At 42.4% G+C, this 16294-nt stretch carries 14 protein-coding genes; all 14 read left to right on the top strand.

Translation table 11 applies throughout. The features are described from left to right. Positions 1 to 197: 197 nt before the first annotated feature. The 14 genes from G7Y42_RS13090 (at position 198) to topB (ending at position 16197) form a co-directional block, all read left to right on the top strand. Positions 198 to 452, top strand: coding sequence for a hypothetical protein (locus tag G7Y42_RS13090; RefSeq protein ID WP_165007652.1), 255 nt, complete (start codon positions 198 to 200; stop codon positions 450 to 452). Between the two features lie 319 nt (positions 453 to 771). After that, positions 772 to 2151 carry an ISLre2 family transposase gene (locus tag G7Y42_RS13095; RefSeq protein ID WP_165038297.1) on the top strand — a complete coding sequence of 460 codons (1380 nt, stop codon included), beginning with the start codon at positions 772 to 774 and terminating at the stop codon, positions 2149 to 2151. Positions 2152 to 2880: 729 nt separating this feature from the next. Further along, complete coding sequence (gene trpX / locus G7Y42_RS13100; RefSeq protein WP_165006856.1) at positions 2881 to 3930, top strand: tryptophan ABC transporter substrate-binding protein; 1050 nt, start codon at positions 2881 to 2883, stop codon at positions 3928 to 3930. Further along, positions 3927 to 4808 carry an ABC transporter permease gene (locus G7Y42_RS13105; RefSeq protein WP_165006859.1) on the top strand — a complete coding sequence of 294 codons (882 nt, stop codon included), beginning with the start codon at positions 3927 to 3929 and terminating at the stop codon, positions 4806 to 4808. The genes trpX and G7Y42_RS13105 overlap by 4 nt, the downstream gene beginning before the upstream one ends. Before the next feature lie 3 nt (positions 4809 to 4811). Continuing rightward, positions 4812 to 5582 (top strand): ATP-binding cassette domain-containing protein, encoded by a 771-nt coding sequence (locus G7Y42_RS13110; RefSeq protein ID WP_165006862.1) that lies wholly within the window; start codon positions 4812 to 4814, stop codon positions 5580 to 5582. Positions 5583 to 5860: 278 nt separating this feature from the next. Further along, positions 5861 to 6715 carry a shikimate dehydrogenase gene (locus G7Y42_RS13115; RefSeq protein WP_165006865.1) on the top strand — a complete coding sequence of 285 codons (855 nt, stop codon included), beginning with the start codon at positions 5861 to 5863 and terminating at the stop codon, positions 6713 to 6715. A gap of 13 nt (positions 6716 to 6728) precedes the next feature. Beyond that, positions 6729 to 7757: a 3-deoxy-7-phosphoheptulonate synthase gene (gene aroF / locus G7Y42_RS13120; protein WP_165006868.1), complete on the top strand. Its 1029-nt coding sequence runs from the start codon at positions 6729 to 6731 to the stop codon at positions 7755 to 7757. A gap of 40 nt (positions 7758 to 7797) precedes the next feature. Beyond that, positions 7798 to 8871 (top strand): 3-dehydroquinate synthase, encoded by a 1074-nt coding sequence (gene aroB, locus G7Y42_RS13125; RefSeq protein WP_165006871.1) that lies wholly within the window; start codon positions 7798 to 7800, stop codon positions 8869 to 8871. Position 8872: 1 nt separating this feature from the next. Further along, entirely contained in the window at positions 8873 to 10039 is a 1167-nt protein-coding gene (gene aroC, locus G7Y42_RS13130; protein WP_165006874.1) for a chorismate synthase, read from the top strand. Between the two features lie 42 nt (positions 10040 to 10081). After that, positions 10082 to 11389, top strand: coding sequence for a 3-phosphoshikimate 1-carboxyvinyltransferase (aroA, locus tag G7Y42_RS13135; RefSeq protein ID WP_165006878.1), 1308 nt, complete (start codon positions 10082 to 10084; stop codon positions 11387 to 11389). Beyond that, on the top strand, positions 11382 to 11927 hold the full coding sequence (locus G7Y42_RS13140; protein ID WP_165006881.1) for a shikimate kinase: 546 nt from the start codon (positions 11382 to 11384) through the stop codon (positions 11925 to 11927). Before aroA ends, G7Y42_RS13140 begins: the two co-directional genes overlap by 8 nt. Positions 11928 to 12031: 104 nt before the next feature. Beyond that, positions 12032 to 13216, top strand: coding sequence for an LCP family protein (locus G7Y42_RS13145; RefSeq protein WP_165006884.1), 1185 nt, complete (start codon positions 12032 to 12034; stop codon positions 13214 to 13216). Between the two features lie 140 nt (positions 13217 to 13356). Beyond that, positions 13357 to 13764 carry a VOC family protein gene (locus G7Y42_RS13150; protein ID WP_165006888.1) on the top strand — a complete coding sequence of 136 codons (408 nt, stop codon included), beginning with the start codon at positions 13357 to 13359 and terminating at the stop codon, positions 13762 to 13764. Positions 13765 to 13974: 210 nt separating this feature from the next. Then, the gene (gene topB / locus G7Y42_RS13155; RefSeq protein ID WP_165006891.1) at positions 13975 to 16197 is read left to right on the top strand and encodes a type IA DNA topoisomerase; all 2223 of its coding nucleotides are present in this window, start codon (positions 13975 to 13977) and stop codon (positions 16195 to 16197) included. Positions 16198 to 16294: the final 97 nt, after the last annotated feature.

Genomic DNA, 16294 nt, shown 5'->3' on the forward strand with positions numbered 1-16294 from the left:
AAATACCTATGGAAAATACCTATGGAAAATACCTATGGAAAATACCTATGGAAAATACCTATGGAAAATACCTATGGAAAATACCTATGGAAAATACCTATGGAAAATACCTATGGAAAATACCTATGGAAAAATTATTCTTGTTAAAACTTGAATATATTGATTAAAATAATATTACGGGGAAAGGAAAATAAATGATGAATCACTTTGAAGCTATTCAACAAAAAGTTGTTACGAAAAAGCAAGAAACAGCCAAAAACATTGTTCAACCGTCTAATGTTATAAAAAAAATGGCGAACCAAGAAAAAGAACGAAAAGAAGATTTTATGTTTTCTTTGTATCCTTCTGATCGTGAGAAATTAAATGAACTAGCAATACAAGCTGGTTACGTCACTCAACAAGGTCGTCCAAACGCTTCCGCATTTTTAACAGCGTTGATTCGGCAGTTATGACAGATAAGAGAAGTTTTTTGTATCTGTGTATGGAACAGATGGTAGTATACCAAAGAATCGAGGTAGAAAGTAAACAAGCGTGTGACAAATGAAATATTTTTAAAACATATCAACGAAGTTTTGACACAGTCTGAGTTGTCTCAAATCGAGCGCAAACAATTAGAATACCTATTGAAAACACTACTTATGAACCATACACCAGAAGAACTCGCGCAATTATTACTTAGAATCATTGAAACAATGCACAAAAAATAATGCCAGATTTATTTTACCTGGCACGTACATAATCAACGAAAATAGAAAGGATAAGAACGACAACATGTTTGCTGCTTTTTTGCCAGACTTACAAAATATATTTTTTTCAGAAACAGATTTTATTGTAAAGGAGAAGCAATTATTGCAACTTAGTTCAAGGTTAATGAATTATCTATTTAATCGATATATCAAAATGTATGAATCTGAACTGCTTCGAAAATATCAAGCAAAAGGATATGAACTTGGAAAATGTTCTGAACGCAGTGTTTACTTTTTATTTGGGGAACTTACTTACACACGTACACCAGTTGAGAGAAATGGCCATATTGTTTATCCTATCGACGAGTTATTAGGGATTGAACGCTATACAAGATACTCAGTGGGAACAAAATATTCACTTATAGAGTTAAGTATGGCAACTTCTTACCGAAAATCTTCAGAATTGATTGAAACTTTAACGAATATAACTGCCTCAAAAGATACTGTAATGAAAGTAGTTCATGAATACGGGAAGAAATACAAAGAGCATGAAAGATATCTTGAAGAATATGGGACAGAAGGTACTCATAAAGTTGACTACCTCTATATTGAAGGAGATGGTGTATTTGTTGGTGGCAAAGATGGAAAAAACAAAGAACTGGCGCATTTCATTGTTCATGAAGGAATAGAAACTAATGGACAACGAAAAAAGACCAGGAATTTGAAACAATTTGTTGGCTTAGGACATAAGAAAACAATGGATAATTTAGAAAACTATTTGTATCGTACTTATAATTTGAAAAACACCGTCATTGTAACTAATTCAGATGGCGGAAAAGGTTATAGCCAAAAGACGTTTAAAAGTCTTTTGCCTGTGGTGAAAAGGCATGAACACTTTTTGGATCGTTACCATATTTCGTTAAAGCTGGAACAACGTGTCTTTGTTCCAGAACTAATTCCTGTATTTCAAAAAGCAATTAATAATTATTCTACTAAAGATTTGCAATGTGCATTAGATACATTAGAATCACATGCAGAGACAGAAGAACAAGAAACTCATGTCAAAAAGTTAAGAGCGTATTTACGAAGGAATTGGAAAATTATTAAGCCATATCATATTCGAGAGCTATCTGGAGAAAAACAAGGAATTGGAATTATGGAGAGTCTTCATCGGATCTTAACTTTCCGGATGAAACGAAATAGTAAATACTGGGGAAGAGGGCTAGAAGCAATGGCATGGTTATTGACCACGAAGCGAAATGGAACATTGAAAGAAATCTTTTTGGAAAAGTGGAAAGAAGCATTTGCCTTAGATGATCAATTAGTAGCAGAGCTAGGAAATCGTCCTAATCACTTTTTTGATGATGAAGGGGAAAAAGTAGACAGTGTAAAAAACTATACAATTAATTATTCAAAACCTTCCAATCTCACTAAACAGCGATTGGACTGGTGTAAAGGCAAATAAAAAAAGCCTCTTTGTAAAGAACACAAAGAGCTAGATAGACTAATTGTGTACTGTGATTAGTCTAAAACTTATTTTAATTTTATCAAAATAAGTTTACCCTGTTTTTTTATTTTTTACAAGAATTAATGGAGAGTATTTTCATATTAAAATAAACAATTTACGAAAAATTTTTTGTAACTTAATTCTTGAAAAAATAGCTAGATGTGTTAAAGTAAGGGGGAAGAAAACAACAAAAACGATACAAAAAATAAATAAAATAACATTTAACACAAAGCGCATGCGCGGAGGTGTTTTAATCTTATTTTAATTTTATCAAGAGAAAAGAGCTTCTGGGAAAATTACAGACACATACAAATAAAATTATGATTGACGAATCAGCGAAATTCTATTACACTAAACGTAATTATTAAGGAAAGGGTGATCCACAATGAACTTATCGACATTCTCAGCAGGAAGTAAAAAAAATTGGCGCAGCTGGCGTAGATAAGTTGTATTGATGGCGAACTTTCCCCATAGATACAACTTTTTAGAGTACAAATCTAAAATTTGTATCTATGCTAGACAAGGACATTTGACTACCGCATAGATCAACTCTATGCGGTTTTTTGTGTGTAAAAGACAATTGCCGCGTGCAATTGTCTTTTTTTCTTGAGTTCGTTCTGATAGATAGCCGAAAACTGAACAGCTGACCATGAATTTACTAATCTACCAACCTACTAGGAGGAAAATATGAAAAATAAACGATTGATCACCGTAGTTGCCTTGTTATTTATTTATCTGGCAGGTACATTCATCTATGAAAAAACAACCGAAAAATCTGCGGATCCAAACGAGAAAGGAGCAAGCCAGACGACAGTCATCGGTGTCTTGCAATACGTCAGTCATCCTGCGTTAGATGAAATCTATCGAGGGATCAAAGCCGGACTGAAAGAAGAAGGGCTGGAAGAAGGGAAAAATCTGGAAATCAAATTCCAAAATGGGCAAGCAGACCAAAGCAAGCTAGCAACCATGAGCCAGCAGCTCGTCCAAGCTAATCCCGATGCTCTGATAGGGATCGCTACACCTGCTGCACAATCTCTTGCGAATTCGACAACATCGATTCCTATCGTACTAGGCGCCGTGACTGATCCAGTCGGTGCGGGCTTAGTTGCTTCTCTAGATAAACCAGGCGGGAATATTACTGGTGTTTCAGATCAACCGCCAGTGGCTGCACAGATCCATTTAGCTACCCAACTGCTGCCAAATGCGAAAAAAGCAGGGATCTTATATGCTTCATCGGAAGATAATTCCAAATATCAAGTCAGTCAGGCAGAAGAAGCAGCGAAAAAAGAAGGACTTTCTTCAGCGAAATATGCAGTCCCTTCAACGAATGAGATCGCACAGACTGTACAAGTGATGAGCCAAGATGTCGATTTTATTTATATCCCTCTAGACAACACGATCGCCAATGCCATGCAGACAGTAGTGAAAGAAGCGAATAAAGCAGGGATTCCCGTTATTCCTTCGGTCGATACGATGGTCGAACAGGGTGGATTGGCAACGATCGGGATCAATCAATACCAACTAGGTGTGCAAAGCGGGAAAATGGCTGCCTCCATTGCATCGGGAAAAGAGAAACCAGAAACGACACCTGTATTTACTTTTGATCAGGGTGACACGATCATCAATCAGAAGCAGGCGGATCTTCTGGGGATCACTGTTCCTGAAACACTCAAGGATAAAGCAAAGATCCTTACAGATGAAACAACGAAAGAATCGACAAAGGAGGAAAGCAAATGATTGTATCAGCGATTTCACAAGGGATGCTTTGGGCCATTCTGGGTCTAGGGATCTTTATGACTTATCGAATCCTGGATTTCCCTGACATGACCACAGAAGGCTCCTTTCCATTAGGAGCTGCGGTATGCGTAACCGCAATTACACACGGGATCGCACCGATCCTTGCCACGATATTAGGGGTTTTAGCTGGGATGGTCGCGGGTTTGGTGACTGGTCTTCTTTATACGAAAGGAAAGATCCCAGTGATCCTTGCCGGTATTCTCGTCATGTCTGGATTGAACTCAGTGATCCTTTTTGTTATGAAAACGCCAAATCTGTCGTTATTGAATGCACCGATTCTGCAAGATAGCTTCAGTAAACTTGGACTGCCTGATTATTTTGATACCGTGCTTTTGGGATTGATCGCGTTAGGGATTCTGATTGCCGTCTTACTGTTTTTCTTCAATACAGAATTAGGGCAAGGCTATATCGCGACAGGCGACAATGAAACGATGGCACGTTCATTAGGAATCAAGACTGACCGAATGAAAATACTAGGGCTGACTTTATCAAATGGCGTCATTGCTTTATCGGGTGCGCTGATTGCTCAAAACGATGGTTACGCTGACGTCAATAAAGGGATAGGTGTGATCGTCATCGGGTTAGCTTCGATCATTATCGGAGAAGTTATTTTCCAAGAATTGACTTTACCAGAGCGTCTTATCGCGATCGTTGTCGGCAGCATCATTTATCAGCTGCTGATTCTAGTTGTCATCAAATTAGGATTTGACACCACTTACCTGAAGCTTTTCTCAGCCATCATTCTTGCGATCTGTCTGATGATCCCTCAGGTAAAACAAGCATTGAAATTAAAAACCGGATTTGAAAAGGAGGCGTGACAAATGACCACAATAATCACGATCAAAAACGGCAGAAAAGTCGTGAATAACGGAATGAATGAAGAAAAGGTCTTGCTAGATCAAATCAATCTCACGATCAATCAAGGAGACTTCATTACCGTTCTTGGGGGGAATGGTGCTGGGAAAAGCACGCTATTCAATACTATCGCAGGGACACTTCAGCTCACATCAGGCTCCGTATATTTTAAAGATCAGCCGATCACAAAAGATTCAGAAGAAAAGAGAGCGGCTTTTCTTTCCCGGGTCTTCCAAGATCCTAAAATGGGGACGGCACCAAGAATGACTGTTGCTGAAAATCTGCTGCTCGCACAAAAGCGAGGACAAAAACGCCCTCTTCGCTTACGCAATCTGAAAAAGCAGCGAGAACAGTTCTATCACTTATGTAAAGAAGTCGGGAATGGTCTGGAACAGCACTTGGATACTCCTGCTGGCGAATTGTCAGGTGGTCAGCGACAAGCACTTAGCTTATTGATGGCAACGATCAAAGCGCCGGAACTGCTTTTATTGGATGAACATACTGCGGCATTAGACCCTAAAACGGCTAAATCACTGATGCAGTTGACGAACCAGCGTATCACTGAACAAAACCTGACTTGTCTGATGATCACCCACCGAATGGAAGATGCATTGAATTACGGAAATCGGCTGATCGTTTTACAAAAGGGGAAGATTGTCCAGGATTTGTCGAACGAAGAAAAACATCGACTTTCTATGACAGATCTTCTGCAGTTTTTTGAAGAAATCGTTGACTGATCCAAAAGTTTGCTACAAAGTACACATTGTTTCCAAAAATAAATTGACAACTTCCTTTGATTCGTCCTATACTTAGGTCAATCTAAAATAGTTTGGGCGTTTTTTCAAATGATAAAGTCAGTTATTTCACAATCGAATCTAAATTCTTTCGCTCTTTGGCTGCCCGTGCAGTTTATGAGAAGTGGCGGAAGGATGGATTATTTTGCCACGTAGATGTTTCATACTTTTTTGTATGTTGACACTAAGTGGTTTTTTCTGTTTATGAAGGAGGCTCCACAATGATTACTGGAAAAACAAGATTAGCAGGATTATTCGCATCGCCTGCTAGACATAGCTTATCACCGCTTATGCACAACACCGCATTTGATGCATGTGGCATCGACGCCGCCTACTTAGCTTTTGAAGTGGATCAGACGAATTTGAAGCAAGCGATCGAAAGCATTCGTTTGTTAGAGATGATCGGTGTCAATCTTTCGATGCCGAACAAGACCGCTGTTTTACCTTATCTTGATGCAGTCAGCCGAGAAGCTGAGCTGATCGGTGCAGTGAATACAGTCGTGAACAAAGAGAACAAACTAATTGGTTACAATACAGATGGCATGGGCTTTATGCGCTTTTTGAAGGAAAAAGGCTTTACAATCGAACGGCAGAAAGTAGTTCTGTTAGGAGCTGGAGGCGCGGCAAAAGCAATAGCGGTCCAAGCAGCTTTGGATGGTGCAGCAAAAATCACTGTCTATAAGCGAAAGAACGAAACTTTTGCAGCTGCCAAAGCTTTTTTTGCCTCTATTCAAAGACAGACGAAATGTGAAATTGTTGTCTATGATTATGCAGATGAGGACAAAATGGCAGCATCTATCGACGAAAGTGATCTACTAGTGAACGCCACAGATATCGGGATGGGGAAGAAGACGGGGCAATCACCACTGCCGGCTTCCGTGCCCTTAAACGAAAACTTGGTAGTCGTAGATCTCATCTATTCACCAAGAGAAACACGATTGCTGGCTGAAGCAAAGCAAGCAGGAGCAGTCGCTTATAATGGCCTCGGCATGCTTGTTTATCAAGGAGCGATCGCTTTTGAATTGTGGACGCAAGAAGAAATGCCGATTGCGCTCATCCAAAGATTATTCGAATAAAAGGGGAAAAACAATGATTATTATAATGGAACAACAAGCAACACCGGAGCAAATCGCACAAGTCGTCACCCGTGCAGAAGAAGAAGGGCTTGCGGTACAGATGAACAAAGGCGGAAACAACCAGCCAATCGTCGGTCTAGTCGGAGACACACATAAAATCCAGGATGTCGCTTTCCAGCGGTATGCAGGAGTAGAAGAAGTGGTGCGCATCACGAATACCTATAAATTAACGTCTCGCGAGTTTCACCCACAAGATACAATAGTCGATGTCAACGGCGTCAAGATCGGCGATGGGAATTTCGTCACTATGGCAGGTCCCTGTTCGATCGAAGGACTAGATCAGATCCGCGAGACAGCACGTATAGCAAAAGCTGGAGGGGCAAAAATCTTGCGTGGTGGGGCCTTCAAACCAAGAACATCACCCTATGCCTTTCAAGGTTTGGAAGAAGAAGGGTTGAAATATATCCGGCAAGCAGCGGATGAACTGGATATGCAAGTGATTACAGAAGTGATGGACGAAGCACATATCGACATGGTGGCGCATTATAGTGATATTTTACAAATCGGTGCGCGGAATATGCAGAATTTCCGTTTGTTAGAAGCAGTCGGAAAAACAGGGATGCCAATTGGATTGAAGAGAGGGATCGCAGGGACGATCAATGAATGGCTGAATGCTGCCGAATACATCGCCGTGCAAAACAACGATAAAATCATTTTCATCGAACGTGGTATCCGCACATATGAGACAGCGACTCGAAATACATTCGATCTGAGTGCAGTGCCGATCATCAAGAAGTTAAGCCATTTTCCAATTATTGTAGACCCTAGCCATGGTACAGGTGTCTGGGATCTTGTGCCGCCTATGGCACGAGCAGGCGTTGCAGCAGGAGCGGACGGCATGATCGTTGAGATTCACCCTGACCCGGTCAACGCATGGTCGGACGGACCACAGTCATTAAACGAGAAAACATACATGAAGATGATGGAAGAAGTTCATCTTTTAGAAAAAACAATGAAAGAAATCCGTCAGTTGAATCACTGATCCTGTGGCAGATGAAGCGAAATAGAAAGGAGGAAGTAAAATGAGTATATATGTGGAATTGCCTCATCATTCGTACGAAATCATCGTGAAGAAAGGGGCCTTGGCAACGGTTGGACAATGGGTTGCCGGCTTATGGACGCCACAGCAGGTTTGTGTAGTGACAGATGACACAGTCGATGGATTGTATGGAAACATGGTCGTGGATCAGTTGGAAGCACAGGGGTTTATTGTGATAAAAGCAGTCATTGAGGCCGGAGAAGCCAGTAAATCTTTAGAAAACGCAGAAAAAATCTATCAATTGCTTACCGCAAATCAATTTACCCGAAGTGACGGTATACTTGCTCTTGGAGGAGGTGTTGTTGGGGATCTGGCTGGTTTTGTCGCTGCAACTTTCATGCGAGGCATCCATTTTCTGCAGATTCCGACGACACTCCTTGCCCAAGTAGACAGTAGTATAGGCGGGAAAACAGCAGTGAACACGAATTATGCTAAAAATATCATTGGAGCTTTTTGGCAACCGGATGGGGTCTTGATCGATCCTGATACGCTAGGGACTTTGGAGGACCGACGTGTGAGCGAAGGAATCGCAGAAGTAATCAAATATGCAGCCATCGCGGACAAACAGCTCTGGGATCTTTTGACCACACTACCGAACAAAGAAGCGGTGAGAAAAGAAGCAGAAAAGGTCATCCATGCTTGTTTGGCTATCAAGAAGGCAGTGGTCGAAGCAGATGAATTCGATCATGGCCAACGTCTGATCTTGAATTTTGGTCATACGATTGGTCATGCGGTAGAAAAAACAGCTGGCTATGGAGTAGTGACCCATGGTGAAGCAGTTTCGATCGGGATGATCCAAATCAGCAGGATCGCTGAAAATAAAGGATTGTCACCAAAAGGGATCACACAAGCGTTAGATGAAATGGTCAGAAAATTCGACTTGCCTGTCGAGACGACATATTGGCCGGAAGATGTGCTTTTCGAAGCGATCACGCACGATAAAAAAGCACGGGGAAAGAAAATCAACCTTGTTTTATTGAAACAAATCGGAGAAGCTTTTCTTTCTCCTACACCAGTCACGAAACTGCATGACTATCTTAAGAAGGAGGAAAAATGAGATGCGATTTTTAACAGCAGGCGAATCACATGGTCCTGAATTAACGGCGATCATCGAGGGACTGCCAGCAGGACTTTCTTTATCCGCTGAAGAGATCAATCTGGAGCTAGCTAAACGTCAAATCGGTTATGGCCGTGGCGGCCGAATGAAAATCGAGAAGGACCAAATCAGAATCACTTCTGGTGTGCGTCACGGGTATACGTTAGGTTCTCCTGTGACACTGATCATCGAAAACCGTGATTGGAAAAACTGGCAGACTGTGATGTCTCCTCAAAGAACTGACAAGAAAAACGAAACATTGCGTCAAGTGACTCGTCCGAGACCGGGACATGCAGATTTAGTCGGCGGAATGAAATATGGACATGATGATCTTCGAAATGTCTTGGAACGCTCTTCTGCTAGAGAGACAGCGATACGCGTAGCAATCGGAGCGATTTCGAAAAAAATACTGAAAGAACTTGATGTAACGATCGTGGGCCATGTCTTAGGGTTAGGTGGAGTGAACTGCCAGTTACCTGAGGAGATGCCGATCCGAAAAATCCAAGAAGCGGCAGACGCGTCTGATTTGCGTGTAGCAGACCGGGAAATAGACCGGGAAATGAAGACTCGGATCGACGAAGCAAAAGCCGCTGGAGATACGCTAGGCGGAATCGTAGAGGTCTTAGTCGCAAATGTTCCGGCAGGGTTAGGGAGTTACGTCCAATGGGATCGAAAGCTTGATGGAAATATCGCACAGGCAGTGATGAGCATCAATGCGTTCAAAGGTGTACAGTTCGGTCTCGGATTTGAGATGGCGAATCTTCCTGGCTCCAAAGTGATGGATGAGATCCTATGGGAGAAGAATAAAGGTTATACAAGACGCTCGGATAACTTGGGCGGTTTTGAAGGTGGGATGACTAACGGCGAGACACTGATCATCCAAGGTGTCATGAAGCCGATACCTACGCTATACAAACCACTGCAAAGTGTCGACATCCGGACAAAAGAAGTCTATCGTGCAAGCGTCGAACGTTCCGACACTACCGCAGTTCCAGCTGCAAGCGTGATCTGTGAAAGTGTGGTTGCTACAGAGTTGGCAAAAGCTTTTCTAGATCAATTCTACAGCGATACGATGGACGGCTTAAAAGAAGCTGTAGCCGCCTATCGAAAACGATTGATCAGTTATTGATGGATGAACAGGCTTGTTTTTAATAGAAAATGGAGGAGACAAATGCAATTAAAGACAAATCAACAGGCGCTTTATGGCGTTCTACAGGTTCCGTCAGACAAATCGATCTCTCATAGAAGTCTGATGTTCGGAGCAATCAGTCATGGGACGACGACCATTCGACATTTCCTCCGCGCTCAGGACTGTCTGTCTACCTTACAGCTATTTCGTCAGCTAGGTGTAGCGATCGAAGAGAAAACAGAAGATGCACTCATCGTACATGGCAAAGGAATCGAAGGTCTACACGTGTCAGATCGACCTTTAGACGCGGAAAATTCGGGAACGACTGTGCGCTTGATTTCTGGGATATTAGCAGGCGCTTCATTTGAGACAACGTTGATCGGCGACCGTTCATTGAGTCGCAGACCGATGGATAGGATCATCACTCCTTTACGAAAGATGAACGCGGATATCTCTGGAAAAGGCAGTCAAGGCCTACTTCCTCTTGTGATCAAACCGGTCAAAGCGCTGAAAGCGATCGACTACGAGATGCCTGTTGCTAGTGCACAAGTAAAGTCGGCTATTCTATTTGCCGCACTCCAAGCAAAGGGAACGACAACGATCATCGAAAAAACTCCTTCGAGGAATCACACGGAGCAGATGATCCGACAATTTGGCGGACAAATCGAGCAAGCAGGAAAGAGAATCTCCTTATCAGGTGGACAACGACTAAAAGGAAGCGAAGTCAATGTCCCTGGAGATATTTCTTCTGCTGCATTCTTCATCGCCGCGGCGCTCTTATGCGAAAAAAGTGAGATCATCTTGTCGAACGTGGGGATCAATCCCACTCGTACTGGACTGCTAGATGTGGTCCATCAGATGAATGGACGAATCAGTCAGCTGGATGTAGATGAAGAGAACCAGTCTGCGACCTTGCAGATAAAAGCCTCTGAGTTAGTCGGTACAGAGATTGGCGGAGTGATTATCCCTCGTTTGATAGACGAATTGCCAATCATCGCTCTGCTAGCTACGCAAGCAGAAGGGACGACTCGAATTTTCGATGCGGAAGAATTGAAGGTGAAGGAAACAAATCGGATCGATGCAGTAGCAGAAGAATTAAGTAAGCTAGGTGCGGATATCCAGCCTACTGCTGATGGTCTGATCATCCACGGCCCTACTCCGCTTAGAGCTGATACCCCAACACAAGTCTCTAGCCACGGTGACCACCGTATCGGAATGATGCTGGCGATTGCTGCTTTGCTTGTGAAAGACGGGACAGTGATTCTTGATGAGGCAGACGCGATTGCGATTTCTTATCCTAACTTCTTCAAGGATCTGGCAAAGCTGACAGGAGAGAATGGAAATGAGTGAGATAAAAATAGATCAGTCGATCGTGCTGATCGGTTTTATGGGAACAGGGAAAACAACTGTCGGAAATCTATTAGCAAAAAAGACAGGTATGCAGGCAATTGATTTAGATCATCATTTTGAAGAGCAGTACCAAACGACTGTAGGGAACTACTTCAATGATTATGGTGAAGAATGCTTCCGAGAAAAAGAGACAGAATTATTAGCCCAAGTACTAACTGATCCCTCTCCAAAAATCATCGCGACAGGCGGAGGGATCATCACACGGAAGGAAAATCGAAGAATACTGGCCGAGGAGAAACAGGTCGTGTTTTTAGAAACCGCGATGGAAGAAACTTATCGTCGATTGCTTGCTGATCAAAAAACAGTTCGACCTCTTGCTACCGAACAAACTATCGATTCACTTGCTTCGTTGTACCAGAGACGTTATCCACTTTATCAGGAAGTAGCTTCTTATAGGCTAGTGACGGATGGGAAAACGCCTGAAAAGATCACGGAAGAAATCATTCGGCTCCTCACGTCGCCTCTGATCGGTAAATAGGGATATATTTCGTTATTTTTTATTAAATTATGGATAATTTCGATGTATTTGGCAAAGAGTTATCGTATCCTTTACTTATCAGTATAAATGGAGGAGGAACCAAGATGAGTCGGATGGATCGTTATAAGGACATCCATAAAAAGGCGAAGCCTCTAAAACGCGCTCCTAGCAGTTTCTTCGCAAGGCGGGAACGCCAAGAACGCAAGGAAGAGCAGTTGCGACGAGAAGACGCCACGCGGATTTATCAAAATCATCAGCAAACTTCAGATGATTTCCATGATGAAGGACAATGGTCAGATGATCAGCAAAGAGCCTATGCGAATAGACCACTAGAAGATATACAAACAAGAAAAAAGGGATTTTTCAGGAAAAGAGCACCAAAGATCAAGCAACCAAGAAAGAGGCGTTCTTGGAAGAGGATCATTTTCGGCATCTTGTTCTTCCTGATAGCCTATTCAGCGATTTCTTTTTTCGTCGGGAAATTTGTGGCAGAGCATGATTCGAGTTTGACACCGGCAACAGTTGAAACATTCAATGGTGTCAAAGCATCAAATGGTGCGCACAATGTATTGATTTTAGGGAGTGATACCCGAGGAGAAGATGCAGGACGTGCAGATACGATCATGGTCTTGCAGCTGGACGGTCCCTCGCACAAGCCTAAGCTGATCTCTTTCATGAGAGATAGTTTTGTGACGATTCCTGGTGTCGGTCAAAACAAGATCAATTCTGCTTATGCTTATGGAGGAGCCGATCTGGTACGGCAAACATTATCGGAAAACTTCGGAATCGACTGTCAGTATTATGCGAAAGTAGATTTCCATTCTTTTGAAAAAGTGATCGATGCCTTGTTTATGAACGGAGTGAAGATCGATGCAGAGAAAGATCTGAACCTCGATGGTGTCGATATCAAGAAAGGCACGCAAAGAATGGACGGACATGTTCTTTTGCAATATGCACGTTTTCGAATGGACGAAGAAGGTGACTTTGGTCGTGTCAGACGGCAGCAGCAAGTGATGAACGCGATTTTCAGCCAGCTCAAGAATCCGCTGAACTTGATCCGCGCACCGTATGCTGCAGGGAAAGCCCTTGGGTATACGTCAACTGACGTCACTTCGCTTTTCCTAGCTAAAAATCTTTTCTCTATTGCCAGAGGCGCAGCAGGTATCGATCGATTGAGCGTGCCGGTAGAAGGATCGTGGAACTACGGACAAAGCGATTATGCTGGAAGCATACTTTCGATCGACAATCAGATGAACCAATCGGCGATCGATGAATTTTTGAATAAGTAAGCAAAAGCCAAGAGACGATCTGTCTGGTCCTATCTCTTGGCTTTTTTGTGTAATGAAAGAATTCTTGTGCTTTCAAATCGATATAATAGTAAATAGCGCTTTCTTATGGTAGCTTGTATACAAGAAAGGAGCTGTTTCGGTTGGATATTTATTTGAATTTCAAATCTGAGGCACGGTCAGCTATCGCTTTTTATGAAGAAGTTTTCGAAACAAAGGCAACGGAGATCTCTACCTATGGCGAAATGCCGGGTATGGAAGAAATGAACTTGACGGATGAGGTAAGACAGATGATCATCAATGCACGGATGACGATTTACGGAACGCGTGTCATGTTTGCGGATAATCCTGAAGGTGTCGCTCCTGAATTGATCGTTGGGAATAACGTCTCTCTAGTGATACAGACAGATACAGAAGAAACGACGCGACTATTTAAGAAACTCTCTGAGAATGGGACGATCAACATGGATCTAGATGCTGTTCCGTGGGCCAAACTTTATGGAATGGTGACAGACCAATTTGGTGTGAACTGGCAACTTAACTGCGCGTGAAGACGAAATGAACGAATGTATGAAAAAAACATCAAGTCATGAATGGGAAACCAGATGGATGGCTCGATGTTTTTTTGTATTTTGCTGAGAATAGCTGCTATCATAGAGATCATTTTCGACCGGCCCTTCTCGAGCGATTTTTTATTGCCAGATGCGAAAATATGTTCCATAATAGAGAAGTCTGCAAAAAACGTTCACGGAGGAAAAGAAATGAAGACAGTCATCTTAGCTGAAAAACCTTCTCAGGCAAAAGCCTATGCTGAGACATTCCAGCATCGAAAACGCCATGAAGGCTATTATGAAATCAGCGATCCGTTATTCACAGGTGAAGTAACGATCACTTACGGATTTGGCCATTTAGTGGATATGGTTCCTCCAGGGGTCTATGACGAACGTTGGGGCAAATGGTCTTTAGAAAATTTGCCGATTTTCCCGGAGACGTTCCGCTATGAGGTGCCAGCAGAAAAACGTGCGCAGTTTTCGATCGTCAAAAGAGAGTTGCAGTCAGCAAACACGATCATCATTGCAACGGATGGCGACAGAGAAGGAGAGGCGATCGCTTGGTCGATCATCAAACAAGCGAAAGCTTTCTCGAAAAACAAGAACTATCAGCGGTTATGGATCAATTCTTTAGAAAAAGAAGCAATCTATCAAGGATTCAAAAATCTTCGGCCGGGCGAAAGCTATTTTCCAAAGTACAAAGAAGCGCAAGCCAGACAAAACGCAGATTGGTTGATCGGAATGAATGGCAGTCCACTGTACAGTTTATTGCTGCAGAAAAAAGGCATTGATGGCAGTTTTTCTCTTGGACGTGTCCAAACGCCGACATTATATATGATCTATCGGCTCCAAGAAGAGATTCGAAATTTCAAAAAAGAACCTTATTTCGATGGAGAAGGGTTGATCATTAGTGAGAAGGGACAGTTCACAGGTAAGCTAGATCCGAAAAGATCATTTAAAACAGCCGAAGAACTGACGACAGAAATCGAAAAGCTTGGGGCGCATTTAGGAAAACAAGAAGGACGTATCCTTGAAGTGTCAAAAAAAGAGAAGCAGTTACGCAGTCCGCGTTTATTTTCGCTATCAGGTTTGCAGTCAAAAATGAACCAGCTGATGAAAGCAAGTGCGAAAGCGACTCTAGATGCAGTACAAGGATTATATGAAAGCAAATTCTTGAGTTACCCGCGTACTGACACGACATATATCACGGAAAACGAGCACCAGTATCTAGTGAAAAACCTGCAGAAATATAAAAATTTTTTAGGCATTGATACAGTCGAAACACCAGAGACATATGCTAAGAAACGCTATGTAGATGCGTCTAAAGTACAAGAACATCATGCGATCATTCCAACTAAAACGATTCCGACTAAAGAGCGATTCGCAAAGCTTTCAAGACTGCAGCAGGCCATTTACCTGCAAGTAGTACGGACGACGATCGCTATGTTTGCTTCGAATTACGTATACGAAGAAACTACTGTCCTCACAGGCGTCGAACAACTGCGCCTGAAAAGCATCGGGAAGATCCCTGTCAAACAAGGCTGGCAGGCAATACTAGTCACAAAAAACAAGAAAAAAGAAAGCCAAGAACTTCCAGAAATCAATGCGAACGAGCCGGTTGAAGTCGATTTGAAATGCGTAGCGAAGGAAACACAGCCGCCTAAACCCTATAATGAAGGGACATTGATCACTGCGATGAAAACAGCAGGAAAAACACTGGATGATGATGAAGCACAAGAGATCCTGAAAGAAGTGGAAGGGATCGGCACGGAAGCGACACGGGCGAATATCATCGAGAATCTCAAACAAAAGCATTATATCGAAGTAAAGAAAAATGAGATCGCAGTGACGCCTAAAGGAATCACGCTATGTAAAGCTGTCGCTGGAGAACCTTTATTGACGAGTGCGGAAATGACAGCACGTTGGGAAGGGTACTTGAAGAAAATCGGAAACCAAGAGGGGACACCGGAAGTTTTCTTAGAGAACATCAAGAAGTTCATACGGCACTTACTTGATTCCGTACCAGAACAAATCGCGAAAGCTGATCTATCAGCAGAAATCAGCGGTACACGGCAGATAAAGGCGATGGAAAAGAAAAACGATCAGCTCGGGCAGTGTCCTAAATGCAAGAAGGGGATAGTCATGCTATATCCTAAAGTGGCAACTTGCACGAACCCTGCGTGTGATTTTAAACTTTGGCCGACTGTGGCAAAGAAAAAGCTGACAAAAACCAATCTCAGAGAGCTGTTGTCCAAAGGAAAAACAAGCAAAGTGGTGAAAGGATTCACCGGGAAAAAGGGCAAGTTCGATGCTGTGCTTGTTTTGAAAGAAGATTTAACGATCGGATTTTATTTTCCGTGGATGGATAAACCAGCAGCTGAGAAAGCTGAGAACAAACCAGAAACACCGGAGAATGAAAATCGAGAAAAATAAATAGAATATCAGATTATTTATTCCGAAAAGTTAAAATAATAATCACAAAAAAACAATAAACTAGTCTTTAAAAGAGGTAGCAAGCCGTATACTTTTT

It is taken from the genome of Enterococcus sp. ZJ1622, assembly GCF_011038845.1.
Taxonomy (GTDB): Bacteria; Bacillota; Bacilli; order Lactobacillales; family Enterococcaceae; genus Enterococcus_B.